Source organism: Flavobacterium sp. KACC 22761 (assembly GCF_034058155.1).
In the GTDB taxonomy this organism is placed as follows: domain Bacteria; phylum Bacteroidota; class Bacteroidia; order Flavobacteriales; family Flavobacteriaceae; genus Flavobacterium.
In genome coordinates this window covers 4,615,007-4,633,191 of the sequence record NZ_CP139148.1, presented here as the reverse complement: position 1 = coordinate 4,633,191, position 18,185 = coordinate 4,615,007, and the positions used below count along the sequence as shown (strand labels likewise).

At 35.4% G+C, this 18,185-nt stretch carries 12 protein-coding genes; 9 read left to right on the top strand and 3 right to left on the bottom strand.

Annotated features, from left to right (window positions below; all coding sequences use genetic code 11):
• The first annotated feature begins 148 nt into the window (after window positions 1-148).
• From SCB73_RS19545 to SCB73_RS19505, 9 genes are all read left to right on the top strand, one after another.
• Entirely contained in the window at window positions 149-1,687 is a 1,539-nt protein-coding gene (locus SCB73_RS19545; protein ID WP_320567858.1) for a sialate O-acetylesterase, read from the top strand.
• Between the two features lie 132 nt (window positions 1,688-1,819).
• Window positions 1,820-2,839 carry a family 43 glycosylhydrolase gene (locus SCB73_RS19540; RefSeq protein WP_320567857.1) on the top strand — a complete coding sequence of 340 codons (1,020 nt, stop codon included), beginning with the start codon at window positions 1,820-1,822 and terminating at the stop codon, window positions 2,837-2,839.
• Window positions 2,840-2,844: 5 nt separating this feature from the next.
• Window positions 2,845-3,174: an L-rhamnose mutarotase gene (rhaM, locus tag SCB73_RS19535; protein ID WP_320567856.1), complete on the top strand. Its 330-nt coding sequence runs from the start codon at window positions 2,845-2,847 to the stop codon at window positions 3,172-3,174.
• A gap of 58 nt (window positions 3,175-3,232) precedes the next feature.
• The gene (locus tag SCB73_RS19530) at window positions 3,233-4,519 is read left to right on the top strand and encodes a DUF4861 domain-containing protein (RefSeq protein ID WP_320567855.1); all 1,287 of its coding nucleotides are present in this window, start codon (window positions 3,233-3,235) and stop codon (window positions 4,517-4,519) included.
• Window positions 4,520-4,550: 31 nt separating this feature from the next.
• Window positions 4,551-5,900, top strand: a complete 1,350-nt coding sequence (locus tag SCB73_RS19525; RefSeq protein WP_320567854.1) for a glycoside hydrolase family 88/105 protein — start codon at window positions 4,551-4,553, stop codon at window positions 5,898-5,900.
• A gap of 283 nt (window positions 5,901-6,183) precedes the next feature.
• Complete coding sequence (locus tag SCB73_RS19520; protein WP_320567853.1) at window positions 6,184-7,518, top strand: hypothetical protein; 1,335 nt, start codon at window positions 6,184-6,186, stop codon at window positions 7,516-7,518.
• A gap of 29 nt (window positions 7,519-7,547) precedes the next feature.
• Complete coding sequence (locus SCB73_RS19515; protein ID WP_320567852.1) at window positions 7,548-8,873, top strand: rhamnogalacturonidase; 1,326 nt, start codon at window positions 7,548-7,550, stop codon at window positions 8,871-8,873.
• A 252-nt stretch (window positions 8,874-9,125) separates the two neighbouring features.
• The gene (locus SCB73_RS19510) at window positions 9,126-11,567 is read left to right on the top strand and encodes a glycosyl hydrolase 115 family protein (RefSeq protein WP_320567851.1); all 2,442 of its coding nucleotides are present in this window, start codon (window positions 9,126-9,128) and stop codon (window positions 11,565-11,567) included.
• A 223-nt stretch (window positions 11,568-11,790) separates the two neighbouring features.
• A complete protein-coding gene (locus SCB73_RS19505; protein ID WP_026729959.1) occupies window positions 11,791-11,967 on the top strand; it encodes a histone H1 in 177 nt (58 codons plus the stop codon).
• 127 nt (window positions 11,968-12,094) lie between these two features.
• On the opposite strand, the gene SCB73_RS19500 is transcribed toward SCB73_RS19505, so the two are convergent.
• From SCB73_RS19500 to SCB73_RS19490, 3 genes are all read right to left on the bottom strand, one after another.
• Window positions 12,095-13,603: a rhamnogalacturonan acetylesterase gene (locus SCB73_RS19500; protein ID WP_320567850.1), complete on the bottom strand. Its 1,509-nt coding sequence runs from the start codon at window positions 13,601-13,603 to the stop codon at window positions 12,095-12,097.
• A gap of 211 nt (window positions 13,604-13,814) precedes the next feature.
• Window positions 13,815-16,676: a glycoside hydrolase family 2 protein gene (locus SCB73_RS19495; RefSeq protein WP_320567849.1), complete on the bottom strand. Its 2,862-nt coding sequence runs from the start codon at window positions 16,674-16,676 to the stop codon at window positions 13,815-13,817.
• 58 nt (window positions 16,677-16,734) lie between these two features.
• Entirely contained in the window at window positions 16,735-18,024 is a 1,290-nt protein-coding gene (locus tag SCB73_RS19490; protein ID WP_320567848.1) for a rhamnogalacturonan acetylesterase, read from the bottom strand.
• Window positions 18,025-18,185 lie beyond the last annotated feature (161 nt).

Genomic DNA, 18,185 nt, shown 5'->3' with positions numbered 1-18,185 from the left:
TAAGTGGTTTTGATTTTACGAAGGCAGTAACACTCGTTGCTGCCTTTTTTGTTTTTTGATATTTCTGTTGTAAAACAGGGAAGCACAGGATACCGATATCGTTTTAGTACTTTATCTTTAAAGTTTTAGTATTAAAATTGGATTTCGAATGATTTATTTAAAGAAACTGTTGTTATTATTCATTGTTTTAGGATTAAAACTAGCAGTCTATGCCCAAGTAAAACTTCCTGCTTTGGTTGGAAATAATATGGTTTTGCAGCAAAATTCAAAAGTGAATTTGTGGGGATGGGCTTCTCCAAATGAGAAAATAAAACTGCAATTGGGTTGGCAAAATATTCCTGTAGAAATTACAGCAAATACTGATGGAACTTGGAAAACAGCTGTAAACACACCAGCAGGAAGCGAGAAACAATATGATATTTCAATTGAAGCATCAAATAAAATTGTTCTTAAAAATATTTTAATTGGCGAAGTTTGGATTTGCTCTGGACAATCGAATATGTATTTTCCTGTTGGAAAAGAAGAAGGAACTTGGAAAACGGGAGTAAAAAATTATGAAGAAGAAATCCAAAATGCAAATTTTCCATCAATCAGATTGTTTACGGTTCAAACAAAAGCTTCGCAAAAACCATTAGAAGATGTTACAGGAAATTGGGCTGAATGTTCGCCATCGACTATTAAGACTTTTTCGGCAGTTGCTTATTTCTTTGGAAGAGATTTGTACCAAAATTTAAAAGTTCCAATTGGATTGATTTCGACTTCTTGGGGCGGAACAAAAGCCGAATCTTGGACTGCGCAATCTGTTTTAGAACAAAACACAGATTTCCTTCCAATTTTAGAACAAGATGCAAAAAATGAGAAATTGTTCCAAGAAAAATTAGAAAATTATTACGCAGATTTAGCAAAAGAACGTTTTGCAAATAATGGAGATGTTTCTAAAAGTCAGCCAAAAAAGCCTAAAAAAGAAGAAAATAAAACTTCCTATGTACTGTATAATGCGATGTTGCATCCTGTAACAAATTATACAATGAAAGGCGTTATTTGGTACCAAGGCGAAAGCAATGCTGAGAAAGCCTTTTTATACAGAAGCCTTTTTCCAGCAATGGTAAAAAGTTGGAGAAGCGAATGGAATCAAGGCGATTTTCCGTTTTATTTTGTTCAGATCGCCCCACATAAAGGACAAAATCCAGATATTCGAGAAGCGCAATTGTTGTCTTCAAAAGTAATCCCAAACAGTGGAATGGTCGTTACAACCGATGTTGGAAATGCTGAAAATATTCATCCAATTGACAAGCAAACTGTGGGTTATCGTTTGGCATTAATTGCAAAAGCAAAAACGTATGGAGAAAGTAAATTAGTATTTTCTGGGCCAACTTACAATCACATGGAAATCAAAAAACAGCGAATCAAATTGTTTTTTGATGATGTCCAAAACGGATTCAAAAAGAGTAATGAAGAGTTGAAAGAATTTGAAATTGCGGGAAACGACAAAGTGTTTTATCCGGCAATAGCAAAAATTGAAGGCAAAACAATTGTAGTTTCTTCTGAAAAAGTAAAAGAGCCAATTGCAGTTCGTTTTGCATGGAAAGCAGTTCCAGAACCGAATTTTTTCAACGCTGAGAATTTGCCCGCATCACCTTTTAGAACAGATGATTGGGTAAATGATAATGAGAAGAAAAATAATTGAGAAATAGTTTTACACGCATAGTTTGTCATTTCGACGAAAGAGAGAAATAAAAAATAAAGAATCTGCAAAATCTGCAGAATCTGCGAGAGTAATACTTTCAGCATATTAGAACAAAACAACAATAAAATCAAAATGAACATTAAACCAAAATATCTTTTTCCAATCCTAATAACTTCATTGTTCAGCTTAACAATGACGGCACAAAAAGACATTCGAAAAGATAAAAAACATATTGCTTCAAAACCATTATTCCGCGACCCAATTTATGATGGAGCCGCTGACCCAACCATTATTTGGAACCAAAAGGAGAAAAAATGGTTCATGTTTTACACCAATCGAAGAGCAAAAGATTCGACAGCAAAAGGAATTACTTGGGTTCATGGAACAAAAATTGGTGTTGCAACTTCTGAAGATGGTACAAAATGGACCTATAAAGATACTTGCAATATCAATTACAAATTAAAAGATGTGACCTATTGGGCACCAGATGTCATAAAATACAAAAACAAATATCATATGTATTTGACCATCGTTCCCGGAATTTTCAAGGATTGGTATCATCCGCGTTCGATTATTCATTTGACGAGCACAAATTTAATGGATTGGAATTTTGAATCTGAATTGAAATTGGCCTCAGAAAGATGTATTGACGCTTCGGTTTTTCAGTTGCCAAACGGTACTTGGAGAATGTTTTATAATAATGAAAATGATGGAAAATCAATTTATTATGCTGATAGTAAAGATTTGTACAATTGGACGGACAGCGGAACGAAAATCATAAAAGACAGAGGCGAAGGACCAAAAGTTTTTACTTGGAAAGGAAAAAACTGGATGGTAACAGATTCTTGGCGAGGTTTGAACATTTATTCTTCTGAAGATTTTTTAAATTGGAAACGTCAAGAAAAAAATATTCTTCAAACTCCCGGAACTGGTGAAGATGATAAAGTGATTGGAGGCCATCCAGATGTAATAGTTGAAGGAGATAAAGCCTATATTTTTTATTTTACACATCCGGGAAGAACTCCCGAAAATAAAGGAGTAGATAGTTACGAAACAAAAAGAAGTTCGATACAAGTTGCAGAACTTGAATACATAAATGGTGAAATTGTTTGCAATAGAGACAAGCAAGTTCAAATAAATTTAAAACACTAAAAAAAATGGCAAATAAAAACACAATTCGAAACGCTTTCAAAATGCAGTTAAAACATGGTTTTGAAGTTGAATACAAAAAAAGACACGACGAAATCTGGCCAGAATTAGCGGCTTTGCTTTCAGAAACTGGAATACAGGATTATAGTATTTTTTTAGATGAAGAAACTTTGACGCTTTTTGCCGTGCAGAAAATTAGTCCCGATTTTGATTTTGATTATTTGCCAAATCATCCAATTGTAAAAAAATGGTGGGCGTACATGGGAGATATCATGGAAACAAATCCTGATAATTCGCCGGTTGCGATTTCATTAAAAGAAGTTTTTCACTTGGATTAAGCATTAATTTTTAACCTGAAACCTGAAACCTGAAACTTGAAACCTGAAACAAAACAAAATGAAAACAAAATATTATTTGTCAATTGCTTTTGTAACCGTAATTCTAGCGAATTGCGCCGCACAGCAAAAGTCATCAGGAACAAAAATTACACTAACAAATACTGCTGATATTGCTGTTCCGCAAAAAGCAATCAGCATCAAAAGAAGTCAAATTGGAGCAAAATATGTGGCAAACAGTTTTCCAATTTTGATCAGCAAAAACGATACAATTCCAGCACAGTTGAACGATTTGAACGGCGATGGAAAATGGGACGAACTTTTCTTGGTAACTGATTTTACACCAAACGAAAAGAAAACAGCAACATTAAGCTGGTCATTGAAAGATCCAAAATTTCCAATAAAAACCAGTGTTAGATTTGGAAAAAGAGAAGCCAAAGATTTGCCAGTTCAGCCTGCAAGTGAAGAAATTTTAATGGCGAATCAAGTGCATAAAAAATTAGGTTTTCAAAAATATCAAACTGATGGTCCAACTTGGGAAAATGACAAAGTAGGCTTCAGACATTATTTGGATGGAAGAAATTCTAAAGACGTTTTCGGGAAAAAAATCCCTGCCATTACGCCTGAAAATGTCGGAATTAATGACAAAGGAGCTGTTGAAGACAATTATCATGTGATGTACGATTGGGGAAGAGATATTTTTCCGGTTGGAAATTCTGCTGGTTTGGGTGGTTACGCTTTATTGATTAATGACAAAATCAACCGACTTGGAATTTTAACAAATGATACATTAAATAATGTGGAAAAAACAACTTTCAAAATTGTAAGCGAAGGTCCAGTAAATTCGGTTTTGAGTTATAAATACCAAAATTGGAAAGCATCTGGAAATAATTATCAAGTTCAGGAAACGACTTCAATATGGCCTGGAATGTATGGCTACGAAAACACAGTTTCAATGACCGGATTAAAAGGTGGTGAAACATTTTTGGCAGCAATTTCAAATATCAATAGTAAAAATCCACTTCAAGTTGTTGAAGCTGGTGATTGGGTTTGTTTTATTCAGCATGATAATTTAACCTACAACCGCGAATGGATTTTGGGAACTGCAATTTTAGTTCCGAAAAAAATATACAAAGGTTATATCGAAGCACCAAAAACAGGTCAGTTAACCGATTCGTATTTGGCAAAGCTGACAATCGAAAACAATAAAAAAATCACTTATTATGCCATTGCAGGCTGGGAGCTAAGCGCCGATAAAAACTTTAAAGATGCCACTTATTTTAGCAATTATGTTACCACTTTAGCAAAACAACTTTCAGCCAAAATAACGGTTGAAGTGAGCAAATAATTTAATTTTCTACTAACTAAAAATACTAACCATGAACTACAAATTAACCACAATAACGTTATTCGCTTTTGGAGTATTTGGTACTGCAAACGCTCAAAAAACAGATGCAACAGCTCCATTACATTTAATGCAACCAGACTATCCAACGCCTTATGTTATTCCACAAAAAGAAAACATAAAAGAGGTATTGGACAGAGTATATAATTTTTTAGATAAAAATTCGGCTTCAAAAATTGTTGATGCAAATACAAAAGCTGAAATAACGAATTACAAAAAAGGAAATCAGGATATTATTTTTGAACCCGGCGCTTTTAGATTGACAAGTTATGAGTGGGGAGTGACTTATGCCGGAATGCTTTTGGCTTCAAAAGCAACAGGCGAAAAATATTTTGCAGATTACTCGAACAAAAGAATTCAGTTAATTGCTGATATCGCCGAGAATTATAACGAAAAAAACATCAAAGATAAAGATATGCTCAAAACGCTTCATCCTGAAGCGCTAGATTTTGCTGGAGCTCTTTGTGCGGCATTTATCAAAGCTAAAAAAGATGGATTGAAAGCTAATATTGATCCGTTGGTAAATAATTACATCGACTTTATAAGCAACAAACAATTCCGATTAAAGGATGGAACTCTGGCAAGAAACAGACCGCAGGATAACACGCTTTGGCTGGATGATATGTTTATGAGTGTTCCTGCTTTGGCACAAATGGGAAGTTATACCGGAAATGCAAAATATTACGATGATGCAGTAAAACAGGTAAATCAGTTTTCTGAAAGAATGTTTAACAGCCAAAAAGGAATTTACATGCATGGGTGGGTGGAGTCAATGCAAGTTCATCCGCAGTTTCATTGGGCGAGAGCAAATGGTTGGGCTGTTATGACAATGGTTGAATTATTAGAAGTTTTACCAAAAAATCATCCAGGATATAATCAAGTTTTAACTCAGTTGCAAAAACACATTGCAGGATTGGTTCAATATCAAGACGGAACTGGTTTTTGGCACCAATTATTAGATCGAAATGATTCATATTTAGAAACTTCTGCGACAGCAATTTATGCGTATTCGATCGCAAGAGCAATCAATCGAGGTTACGTTGATAAAATGACCTACGCACCAGCAGTTTTATTGGCATGGAATGCCGTAGCGACAAAAGTAAATGATAAAGGACAAGTCGAAGGAACCTGCGTTGGAACCGGAATGGGATTTGATCCTGCATTTTATTATTATCGTCCTGTAAATGTTTTTGCAGCTCACGGTTATGGACCAGTTTTATTGGCCGGAGCTGAGGTGATTTTACTTTTGAAAGACAGTCAATTTCAAATAAACGATAGTTCTATTCAATTGAAAATCGAAGGAAAAGATAATCTGCATAAATAAGTTATGAATTATGAGTTATGAGTTTCCTAATTTGTTTGTAAAATAAATTAAGCAAAGTCAATTCTCGCAAAGTCGCGGAGGCGCAAAGTTTTAAAGTTTAATTTTAATTGCCTCCAGTTTTAACTGGAGGTAAAATATAAGTTATAACTATCGGCTTTAGCCAAATTCTATGTTAAAAACAAAAAAAAACGCTGCGACGTAGCGCCTTTGCGAGATTCATCCACAAAGCAATTCAAAAAAACCTTGTGTCTTAGTGCCTTCGTGGCAAAACACCCAACAGCATATGAAATCAACAATCAACATACTTTTTTTATTACTCGGCACAATCGCTTTTGCCCAAATAGGAAAACGTTTTCCATCAGAAAAAAAGATTATCAAGGATCCTGTAACTGGAATTGATTTAATCTTTTTAACAACCAAATCAGCTGGAGATTCAAAAACATATCCAACGCATCCACAATGGACTGCAGATGGCGAATGGCTCATTTTTAGAACCAAAAGAGCCAACGGAGAAGCAATGGCAGTAAACGAAAAGTCAGGAATAATGGTTCAAGTTACTGAAGGCGGTTATACCGGGACTTTATGCATGGCGCAAAAATCAATGAAATTGTATTTTATGCGAAAAGGCGAAGCTGATAAAATGCAAATCATGGAAGTCAATCTTGAAGCGGTTTTTGCAGATAGCGAAAAAGGAAAAATGAAACCTGTCTCGGCTTACGAACGTGTTTGCGGCACAACAAACCCAGAAATGGGTGCTTCAGGAGATATGGCTTTAGATGCTGATGAAGACAAAGTTTATTTCAGAATTGGAAAAGAAGAAGCGGCAAGACATTTAGATCCGAATATTAAAATTGAAAAAAGTTTCGGCCCGAGAAATATGGGAGCGGGTCCTGGCGGAATAAGCAGTATGAATATCAAAACAGGCGAAATTAAGCATGTTGTTTCCGTGCCATTTCAAGTGGGACATATCCAATCGAATATCTGGAATCCGGGTGAGCTGGTTTTTTGCTGGGAAACGGGTGGAAAATCACCACAACGTACTTGGACTGTAATGTCAGACGGATCTGGTTTGAGACCTTTGTATCCAGAATCGGATTATGAATGGGTTACGCACGAAGTTGTAATTTCAAAAGATGAAGTAGCGATGGCGATCATGGGACATCGAAAAATTGATATTCAAAAAGATGCTCCAGTTGAAGTGACTTCTAGTACAGAAGTTCGAAATCCACAAAATCCGGGTCAGGAAAGCAATTGGGGAAATTCTGGAACAAGAGAAAAACCTACTGGTTTGGCAATTGTAAATTTAAGAACACGGGAAATGATTATTGCCGGACAAACCAAAAGCGGAAGCGGTTTGTGGCATGTTCACGGTTCTTCTGACGGAAGATGGGCTGTTGGTGATGACTTTTCAAGAAGTTTATATTTAATAGACAGAAAGACCAATGAAATGATGATGCTGACAACCGGACATAAAGAAACGGCAGCAGATCACGTTCATCCAACTTTCAACAGAGACGGAACAAAGATTGAAATTCAGTCGGCTATGCTTTCTGAGGATAATAGAACGCTGAATATTTGTATTGTGAATGTTCCTGAGGAATGGCTGAAACGTAAATAGTAGAATCAAAAAAGAAAAAATAAGTCATAATGAAAAAATTACTCTTAGTTTTATGTGTTTTGGGAATATCGCAAAGCACATTTTCACAAAAATACAGCAATGACAAATTTCCTGACGGAACCGAAATTCCAGTTTGGTTTAAGACTTACACGAAACTTGAATTAAAAGATTTAGGAAAAAAATACACAATCACTGATTTTGGCGTAAGCAAAGACAGTACAAAACTGCAGACAGTTGCGATTCAAAAAGTGATTGATAAAGCGGCTGCAAATGGAGGTGGAGTAATTGTAATTCCGAAAGGAGTTTACTTGAGTGGAGCTTTGTTTTTTAAACCAAAAACAGCTTTGTATATCAGCGAAGGTGGCGTTTTAAAAGGTTCTGATGATATTGCCAATTATCCAATTTTGCCATCAAGAATGGAAGGTCAAAATCTAGATTATTTCCCAGCTTTGGTAAATGCTTATGGCGTTGATAATTTTTCGATTTCAGGAAAAGGAACCATCAACGGAAACGGAAGAAAATATTGGGATGCTTTCTGGGCGCGCCGAAAAGAAAATCCGAAATGTACCAATCTTGAAGTTTCGAGACCAAGATTAGTTTTTGTATGGAATTCGAACAACGTACAACTTCAAGATATAAAATTCATTAATTCAGGTTTCTGGACGAATCATTTTTACAAATGCAATAACATAAAAATACTGGATGCCTATATCTATTCTCCGCATCAAAAAGGCGATGCTCCAAGCACAGATGCAATTGATCTTGATATTTGCAACAATGTACTCATAAAAGGATCTACTATGTCTGTAAATGATGATGCCATTGCACTAAAAGGAGGAAAAGGACCTTACGCAGATCAAGATAAAAACAATGGGCCAAACACCAATATAATTATTGAAGACTGTAAATTCGGATATTGTCATTCTGCATTGACCAACGGAAGTGAGGCGATTCATAACCGAAACATCATCATGCGCAATTGCGAAGTGGATGGTCCATCAATATTGCTGCATCTTAAAATGAGACCTGATACACCACAACTTTACGAATACATCAGATTGGAAGATATTAAGGGACAAACTAAAAATGGTCTGGCGATTTTAGCTTGGAAACAGTTTTTTGATTTGAAAGGTCGTCCAGATGTTCCATTATCGTACGGAGATAACGTTACTTTAAAAAATATTGATCTTAAATGCGAAATGTTTTATAAAGTAGAAAACGACCCAAATGTACGCTTGTCAAATTTCACTTTCGAAAACTTAAATGTTGAATCTGTTAAGGCTGATATTGATAAAAGTTTGATTAAGAATGTGACTTTTAAAAATGTTATTGTGAATAAGAAGGTGGTTGAGTAAAAAAGGTTCTAAGATTCTAAGTTTTTTGAGAGCCGGAGGCTCGGGGCATATTGTAGAGATGGATTTTAATCCATCATACGCAATCAGAACAGAATCTTGTCATTCCGAGGAACGAGGAATCTCCGCAAGAAACTCCACAATCTAAAGCGCCAATCTGTGTAGAACTACTCGTGGAGATTTCTCCTTCGTCGAAATGACAAAAATGAGAATAAAACTTTATGCCTTAGCGACTTCGCGGCAAAACAAAAAAAAATGAAAAAAATACTGCTATTAATTTTCTCGATTTTATCCATAAATGTTTTCTGCCAAAAGAAAAACACAACCGAATTCTTAATTGCAGATTCAAACAATGCAGTAAACATTTTCATTGATAAAAACACAGATCCATTAATTATCTGGGCAGTAAATGAATTAGCTGATGATATCAAAGAATTAACCGGAAAACGACCAGAAATACTTCAAGCAAATTCATTTTCTAAAAACGGAATTTACATTGGAGAAACTTCAGATGATTTGTTTAAAAGTAGAAAAGATCAAAAAGAACTTTCGAATCAATGGGAAAAATTTTCGATCAAAAAAGAAAACAATAATCTTGTAATTGTTGGCTCAGATGTACGCGGGACCGTTTATGCAATTTTCGAAATATCAGAACGTCTCGGAATTTCGCCTTGGAAATGGTGGGCAGATGTTCATCCAATCAAACAAGAAAAGCTTTCTTTAAAACTTCCGCAACAAAAAATAATTTCTTCGCCTTCGGTACAATATCGAGGCATTTTTTTGAATGATGAAGATTGGGCACTACAACCTTGGGCTGCCAAAACATTTGAGCCAGAAACAGGAGATATCGGCCCGAAAACCTATGAAAAAATTTTCCAATTATTATTAAGGTTAAAAGCCAATACCATTTGGCCAGCCATGCATCCATCAACAAAAGGATTTTTTACGATTGCTGGAAATAAAGAAATGGCTCAGAAATATCATATCGTAATTGGTTCTTCGCATGCAGAGCCCATGCTGCGAAATAATGTTGACGAATGGAAACCAAAAATTTACGGTGATTACAATTATTTTACGAATAAAACTCAGGTTGATAAATATTGGCAAGAGCGTTTGGACGAACTAAAATCGGCGCAAAATGAAACGATTATGACTTTGGGGATGCGTGGCGTTCACGACAGCAAAATGGAAGGAGCAAAGGATTTGAACGAATCAATTTCTATGGTGGAGAAAATCATTCAAAATCAACGAGAAATGCTTTCAAATACGTTTAAAAAGCCTTTAGCAGAAATTCCTCAAGCTTTTGTTCCGTACAAAGAAGTTTTGGAATTATACGATAACGGACTTAAAGTTCCGAGTGATATTACGTTAGTTTGGCCAGATGATAATTACGGCTACATTCGACGTTTGAGCAATGAAGATGAGCAAAAAAGAGCAGGAGGGAGCGGTGTTTATTATCATATTAGTTATTGGGGAAGACCGCACGATTATCTTTGGCTGAGCACAATGCAACCGGGGTTGATTTGGTATGAAATGAACAAAGCTTATGAAAACGGAGCAAAAAAAATGTGGATTGTAAATGTAGGCGACATAAAACCTGCGGAATATGACACAGAATTGTTTTTGGACATAGCTTGGAATATCAACAGCATCAAATCTGACGGGCTTAATCAATATTTGAAAGATTGGTCGGCGAGAGAATTTTCTCCGAAAATAAGTGCTGAAGTAAGTGCGGTTTTTGAGGAATATTATCGTTTGGCTTTTCTAAGAAAACCAGAATATATGGGCTGGAGCCAAACAGAACCAACAACGCAAGTAAAGATTTCTGATTTTTCAGAAAAGGAAATTTGGAGCAGAATAAAAGCATATAATATTTTAATAGAAAAAGTGGATAGTCTTTCTGCTTTTATTCCGCAGGAGCGCAAAGATGCTTGGTTTCAATTAGTAGTTTATCCTGTAAAAGGAGCAGCTTATATGAATCATAAGTTTTTATATTGGAATTTGGCGGCGATTACTTCGGATGAAAAAGAAAAGGAAAAATATGAAGCTAGGGCTTCTGAATCGTATAAAAAGATTGAAGAACTTACAGCTTTTTACAATACCAAATTAAGCGACGGAAAATGGAATAAAATGATGTCGATGCATCCAAGGAATCTTCCTGTTTTTGATTCGGTTAAAAGGTCTGAATTCGTTAAAAAGGAACAAAAATCAACTGAGAACAGAATCGCAATTCAAGCCAAAGAATTTGTTTCTCAAAAAGGGTTTAAAAATTACCAATGGAAAGCGATCAATGGTTTAGGGTACAGTAACAATGGGATAACTTTGTTTCCGTTGAAACAGCAATATTTCAAAACAGAAAAGCCTTTTGTGGCTTATGAATTTGAAATTAAGACTTCGGGCGAATATGAAATCGAGGTCCGTTTGCTTCCAACGCACGCGAATAATTTTGATCATGAAATTAGTGTTCAATTGGATAAAAATGTCTTACAAAATTTTAAAACAAATACGAGAGACAGAGATAAAACTTGGAAAGAAAATGTTTTAAGAAACAGCGCCATTGTAAAACTTCCGGCATCGAATTTAGAGAAAGGAAAACACACAATCAAAGTTGAGGTAAACCAGACAGGCATTGTGCTGGATCAGTTGGCAGTATATCCATCAAGCGAAGGAAGTTCTTACGAAATACCTTTAAAATAGCTTTTAAATCATGATTATGAAGGAGTAAGAATAGCAAAAAGGAAAAAAATATTCAAAAAAGATAAATTTTTAATTTTTGTAATCCATTGATTTAGAGATTTAAACAACTCGAGTTAAATTAATATTAACTCAAACGTCAAAAACAGTTATAATTTTAACACTAAACGTGCGTTATAGTTCGAGCAAACTTTTATTTTTGCGCCTTAATTTAACAAGTATAAGCATGAAAGATCTATTAGTAAAAATCAACGCCGAAATTGACACATTTAAAGCTGAAGCAGAATCTTTAACTGAAAAAGGTATCAAAGCTGCAGGACCAAGAGCTAGAAAAGCTACTTTGGAAATTGAAAAACTTTTGAAAGAATTCAGAAAAGTTTCTATCGAAGAATCAAAAAAATAATACTTAGGTATTCAAAAACAAAAACCTCGTTAATTGACGAGGTTTTTTTATTTATGAGTTTTGAGTTATGAATTATGAATTATGAGTTGCTTGTTTAACTCATAATTCATAACTCAAAACTCATAATTTATTTCACGTTTTCAATATAATCTTTCAAATTGCAATCTTTCAATTTTTTAAGACTTTCGGCAACTGACAGCGCATTAAATGTTGCACCTTCAGCTCCTGTATGCGTATGATCTTTTGGGAAAAATGGTTTTACTTTTTCTTTTCCTAAAGCCTCATATTTTGTAGCAACAATATCATTTAGGTCAATAAAAGGAACATTTTCTTTTTCTGCAGCAATTTTAGACCAATTTACATAAGTGTCAGTTCTACGTTCCGCTTTGTCATTTGGCCATTCGTTTCTTGGCGTCAAGCTTATCACAATCGGAATGGCACCTTTTTCTTTGGCTTCTCTGATGAATTTCACCATATACCACCCAAAAGTATGTACGATTTCTTTTGAGCTGTCTGGACGCGTTACTTCTTGTGTTTCATCGCCATTTCCTTTTAATGAGCCTCTGAATTTCTCTTTGTCGATATCACCCGCATCATTATGCCCAAACTGGATAATCACAAAATTTCCAGGTTGCAATTGATTTTTTACTTCATCCCAAAGACCTTCATAAACAAAAGTTCTTGTGCTTCGGCCACCACGCGCTTTATTGATAACTTCAATTCTGGTTGTATCGCAATATTGCGGAAAAGGAACGCCCCAGCCAACTGCATCTGGATTATTGTTGTTATTCGCCATCGTAGAATCGCCTATTAAAAACAATTTTTTCTTTGGAGGAAGCACAATTTTTGGGTTTGGCAAAATGTAGTTTTTTAAAGAATTTTTGCTCGCCTTCAATTCATTAATAATGACAGAAGCCGAAAGCACAGCACCTTTTGCAGATGTATGTGTATGATCTTTTTTGTAGAAATAAGTTCCGGTTACATTTGCTTCGCCGAGTTTCTCCATTTCTACGGACATTTTTTCATTCAGATTAATGAAAGTAACTTTTTCCTTTTCAGCAATTTGTTTTGCCCATAAACCGTATGATTTATCGTTTCTCGGAACTTTTCCTTCCTTCCAATCGTTTCTCGGAATTGGCGAACAAATAATCGGGATTGCACCTTTTGATTTGGCTTCGCGAACTACTTTCTGAATGTACCAGCCGTAACTGTGAACGGTTTCGTGTTTTTTAGTAATCAAATTATCGATTTCCTGACTTTCGTTTCCAATTCCTTTAAAAGTTCCTCTCGCTCGAATAGTATCGTTAATTGGTCCGTCGTCATTATGTCCAAACTGAATCAAGACATAATCGCCTTTTTTCAATTTATTCAAAACTTCAATCCATAAACCTTTGTCCTGAAAAGTTCTACTGCTGGTGCCACCCAAAGCATGATTTTCGATATTGACTTTTGTAGTATCTAAAAATTGCCCGATATAATCTCCCCAACCCCAAAGTCCGCCGGCGCCGTCGCCTTTGCCATTTTTTACGGTTGAATCGCCAACCATATAAACGGTGGGTTTATTGTTTTTGGTGGATGTAAAATTGAAAAATAATACTGCTAAAAATAAGGCAGAAAGTATTTTGAATGATTTCATAATTTGTGAAATGTAAAATGTGAAATGTAAAGCGAGGCTTTTCCTAAAGCTTTTTTTTCGTCTAGTTTGTCATTTCGACGGAGGAGAAATCTCCACGAGTAACTCCGCAAAGAGAATCCAATCTTTGTAGAGCTTCTTGCGAAGATTTCTCCTCCGTCGAAATGACAAGATTGTGGGCAAACCTGAAACTTAAAACAAAAAAAACAAAAATTTAATCTCTAAAATCAAACCACAAATTCATCTTAATTCCGTCGTCACCGCTTTTGATTCTGATGTTTGTTGGCTGACTTTGTGGTCCTTGTTGTTCTAATGGTTTGAAATCTCTCATCGCCGGAATTTCATACATAAACGAAATATCTCCTTCTGGAAATGCCGGTTGTGGATTACTTCCTGGGAAACCATTTTTAGGCAAATCTGGTGTAAATAATCTCAAGAACAAATTATCAGATTCACTAAAAACTTTAAACGAAGAAACGCCCGCTTTTAAATTTGCTCCCAATAAATTCGCATGATAACCTTTGAATTCTGGATAAATCAAATTTTCAAAGCTTTCTCCAGTAATGGTATTATTATAGTCTTTCTCCCAAATGCCGTAAGTAGTTCCTTTAATTCTGTTTTTCCAAACATGATATGGACCTCTTCCAAACCATTTGATTCCAGTAACTTCTTTTTCAGGGAAACTAAAAGTGATTCCGAATGAATTGATTTTATCCTCAAAAAAAGCACCGTCGAATCCGTCTGCACCGTTTGCTCTTTCATTTTTTAAAACTATCATTTCCATTTTAAATCTTCCATCAGGTTCCATAGTCCATTTGATCGAATAAATTCCACCAATGTATGAAACCAAACAAACCGCTTTGTCGCCTTCTTGAGAAACCTGAATATCTTTTAATTTGGCTTTCATCCCGATAGGACGCGGGCCGTTTGTCAACGGAATAGTTGAAGTTGCATTTTTAACCGATGTAATTTCTCCGTTTGCCGAATTTAAAATTACCGTAACATCGCCACCTTTTAAAGTTACTTCAGTTCCAGTTTTTACAGCCGAAGCTTTCGCTTTTGTATTTTGAACTGCTAAAAATTTATTAGCATAAAATAAAGCTTTGTGAATAGGCCAAGTCCAAGTGTAAATTTCTTTTGCAAACTGATCAAAAGCCGAAATCGATAAAACATCACCTTCTGCAAAATTGCTCGGAACAGGAAATTTAATTTTATGCGTTTCACCAGGATCAATGCTCGGAATTTCGATTTTCCCAGATGCTATTTCTTTAGCAGTTCCATTCGTATAAAGTACATTTTTATCCAATTGCAATACTTTGAATTCTATTTTGCAAGTATTCAAATTGCTGAAAAGATAATCGTTTGTAATCAGGAAAGATCCGTCAAAATCTGGCGTAACTTGTTTTGGCTGAAACTGAATTGGCGCCCAAACTTCTTTCACTGTGTAATAACTGCCTTCTCTTTCACGATGCGGCCCTAAAATTCCGTCTGCAGCCAATGAACCTTTTGAATCAAATTTGGCACCTCCTTTCCAATCAGAGCGAAAAACAGCTTCGTCTAGCATCGCCCACATAAATCCTCCTGCAAAAAGCGGACTTTCCTTGTAACGGTTCCAGAAATCTTCCAGCGCCGCGCCGTGTCCATTATCATAGGTTCCGTGCATGAATTCGGTTGGGAAAAATACATTTTCTCCAGCGTTAAAACGATGCATTCCTGTCAAGTAAGTTGGGTAATGGTGCGTGTCCCAGCCGTTAAAATCGGCCCAAGGGTGAATTACAATTCTTTTTTGCGGATCAAGATCTGCAAAGACTTTATCAGTATCATAATTCCATCCGCCTTCATTTCCGTTATCCCAAATAATTACTGACGGATGGTTCACATCTCGCGTAATCATTTCGGTTGCTAATTTCTTTCCGGTTTCCGTATCATAAGAGTTTTGCCAGCCAGCCAATTCATTTAGAACAAAAAGGCCAAGCGAATCACAAACTTCTAAAAAGTGTGTGTCTGGCGGATAATGCCCGCGAACGGCATTCATATTCATGTCTTTAATCAATTTGGCGTCTAGCAAACTAATGCGTTTGCTAGTACTTCTTCCTCCTTCTGGCCAGAACGAGTGACGGTTAATTCCTTTCATGACGATTTTTGTTCCGTTCATGTAAATTCCATCTTGTTTTTTAAACTCTAAAGTTCTGAAACCAATTCGTTTATCGTATTGATGAAGTATAGTTCCGTTTTGTTTTAAAACTAATTGTAAGTTGTATAAATTTGGATTTTCAGGATTCCAAGGTTTTATGTTTTTCCATTGTGCCGCAATACTTTCTTTGGTACTTTTTGCTTTTACAGGAAAAGTAAAAGTTTGGAAATTTTCTCCATTCAAACCTTTTAAAGTGGCTTCTAAAGTGGCATTTTTTGGAACATTTTTCAAATTTAGATCTATTGTAATTGAACCATCCATTTTTGGATTTACGGCAATATTCTCAATATGCGTTTTAGGAGAAACTTCCAGCCAAACCGGACGATAAATTCCTCCAAAAAGCCACCAATCCGCTCTTCTTTCTGCCGCATTAACCGATTTGTTTGCCGAATGTTTCCAAACATGTACTTCTAAAATATTTTTTGCTCCATATTTTAAAAGAGATGAAATATCATATTTGAACTCATAAAAACCACCTTGGTGAATTGCTCCGGCCAGTTTTCCGTTTACTTTAACTTCAGTATCCGTCATGGCGCCTCCAAAAGCAATTAAAACATCTTTGCCTTTATAATCAGCAGGAACTTCAAATTCGTATTTGTATAAACCTTCTTCTTTACTTGGTTCTTTTTGGTTCAATTCTTTGTACCAACGTCCATAGGTATATTCGCCAAAACCTTCTAATTCCCATTGCGATGGAACGTTTATTTTTGACCAAGTTTTGCTGTTGTTTCCATCGGTACAATAAAAATCCCATTGCACAGGATGTTCAAAATCTTCTCCCGAAAGATAGACTTTATCAGTTTGTTGAGCGTGACTATTTTGGGTCAGAAAAAGTGCAAACGCTGCAAGTGAGAGATTTTGGATAGTGTTTTTTAGTAGCATAGTAAAGTGATTCTTTGATGGTTATACCAATTGTAAATGTTGTTTTGTCCAATTGGTATTAATTGCCATCTGGTTTAACAATTTCAAATCTAGCGCTCATTGGAAGCGTCCAGCTTGAAATGAAATTTGGTTTCTTTGGATTATAATCTGGTGTTTCTTTTTTTATGTGTTTTTTTAATGGAATATCTAGTTCACGAATTCCCTTTAAGACACATAGGGCAATTTCATTGGCTCCAAAACTATTAAAATGCGTATTGTCGTCCAGCGCTTTTTCTTGTCCCGGAAAAGTATTGGCAGGATATTGCACAAACGCTTTTCTAGAAGGTTCATCGCCCCAAGTTTCATACAATTCGGTTGTCATTTTGGTAACATCGATTAAAGCGATATTATTCTTTTGGGCAACGGCACGCATCGCGGCAGGAAAATCGCCATGTGTTTCTTTTAAAGTGCCATTTTCATTGAAAAAACGGCGTTGTGTTGGCGTAACCAAAACCGGAATTGCACCTTTTTCTTTAGCCGAATTTACAAACTCAGTTAATAATGTCGAATAAGATCCAAAAGCTCCATTGCCTTCGCCTTTTATTTTTTCGTCGTTATGCCCAAATTCAACGAATAAATAATCTCCTTTTTTGATTTCTGAAAGTATTTTTTTCAGACGATTTGCACCTTTGAATGAACTTAAAGAAGAACCTGAATAAGCATAATTTGCAACTACAATATTTGAATCAAAATAATTGGTAATAAATTGTCCCCAAGAAGCCCAAGGTTCAACATCCTGATCCGTAACGGTCGAATCTCCAGCGAGATAAACAACAGTTAAATTGTCTTTTTTAGTTATTTTTATGCTTTGAATCGAAACTTCGCCTAAAAATTCGAGAGTTAATTTATTGTCCCAATTCAAAATATCTTTTTCGCGGTCTTTTAAACTGATATTCGTTTGATCGTCAATTTTAATATTTCGAACATTTACATTAAAAGTCTGCGTTATTTTTTGTCCTTTTGGCACAACAAATTCATTCAGCATTAATCGTCTTGATTCGGCTTTTATGGTCACTTTTGAATCTTTTTCAGCACTTCCCATAACTACTTCCACTTGATAATTTCCTTCCGGAACTGCAACTGAAAAGTATGCTGGTTTTGTAACCGAAAAAGAATTGGAGTTGATTTTTACATTCGAAGCCGAATTAAAATCAAATCCATAACCTTTTGCTTCTGAATAAACTATTGCGCTATTTATTTGAGCATTTTTTTTGTCTTTTGCCGAATTTCCAAAAACAAAAAGTTGTGATTCATTTTTATTGTCGGAAGATGAACAAACTATATTATTTAAAGCGGTATTTTGAGGCATAGCAAAGAATTGACTCGGCATTGCCAAACAAATAACCATCGATAAGAGAGTACTGATTTTTACCAATTTTTTGAGATTTTATTTTTTTTTTATTTTCAAACTTAACGGTTCATTTTTGATATAGTATCCTGTACTATGATGTTATATCAAGCGATTATTGT

What these genes read in the sequence shown, in the direction of transcription:
- SCB73_RS19545 (WP_320567858.1), top strand. Translation starts at nt 149, where the DNA reads ATGATTTATTTAAAGAAACTGTTGTTATTATTCATTGTTTTAGGATTA.
- SCB73_RS19540 (WP_320567857.1), top strand. Translation starts at nt 1,820, where the DNA reads ATGAACATTAAACCAAAATATCTTTTTCCAATCCTAATAACTTCATTG.
- rhaM (WP_320567856.1), top strand. Translation starts at nt 2,845, where the DNA reads ATGGCAAATAAAAACACAATTCGAAACGCTTTCAAAATGCAGTTAAAA.
- SCB73_RS19530 (WP_320567855.1), top strand. Translation starts at nt 3,233, where the DNA reads ATGAAAACAAAATATTATTTGTCAATTGCTTTTGTAACCGTAATTCTA.
- SCB73_RS19525 (WP_320567854.1), top strand. Translation starts at nt 4,551, where the DNA reads ATGAACTACAAATTAACCACAATAACGTTATTCGCTTTTGGAGTATTT.
- SCB73_RS19520 (WP_320567853.1), top strand. Translation starts at nt 6,184, where the DNA reads ATGAAATCAACAATCAACATACTTTTTTTATTACTCGGCACAATCGCT.
- SCB73_RS19515 (WP_320567852.1), top strand. Translation starts at nt 7,548, where the DNA reads ATGAAAAAATTACTCTTAGTTTTATGTGTTTTGGGAATATCGCAAAGC.
- SCB73_RS19510 (WP_320567851.1), top strand. Translation starts at nt 9,126, where the DNA reads ATGAAAAAAATACTGCTATTAATTTTCTCGATTTTATCCATAAATGTT.
- SCB73_RS19505 (WP_026729959.1), top strand. Translation starts at nt 11,791, where the DNA reads ATGAAAGATCTATTAGTAAAAATCAACGCCGAAATTGACACATTTAAA.
- SCB73_RS19500 (WP_320567850.1), bottom strand. Translation starts at nt 13,603, where the DNA reads ATGAAATCATTCAAAATACTTTCTGCCTTATTTTTAGCAGTATTATTT.
- SCB73_RS19495 (WP_320567849.1), bottom strand. Translation starts at nt 16,676, where the DNA reads ATGCTACTAAAAAACACTATCCAAAATCTCTCACTTGCAGCGTTTGCA.
- SCB73_RS19490 (WP_320567848.1), bottom strand. Translation starts at nt 18,024, where the DNA reads ATGCCTCAAAATACCGCTTTAAATAATATAGTTTGTTCATCTTCCGAC.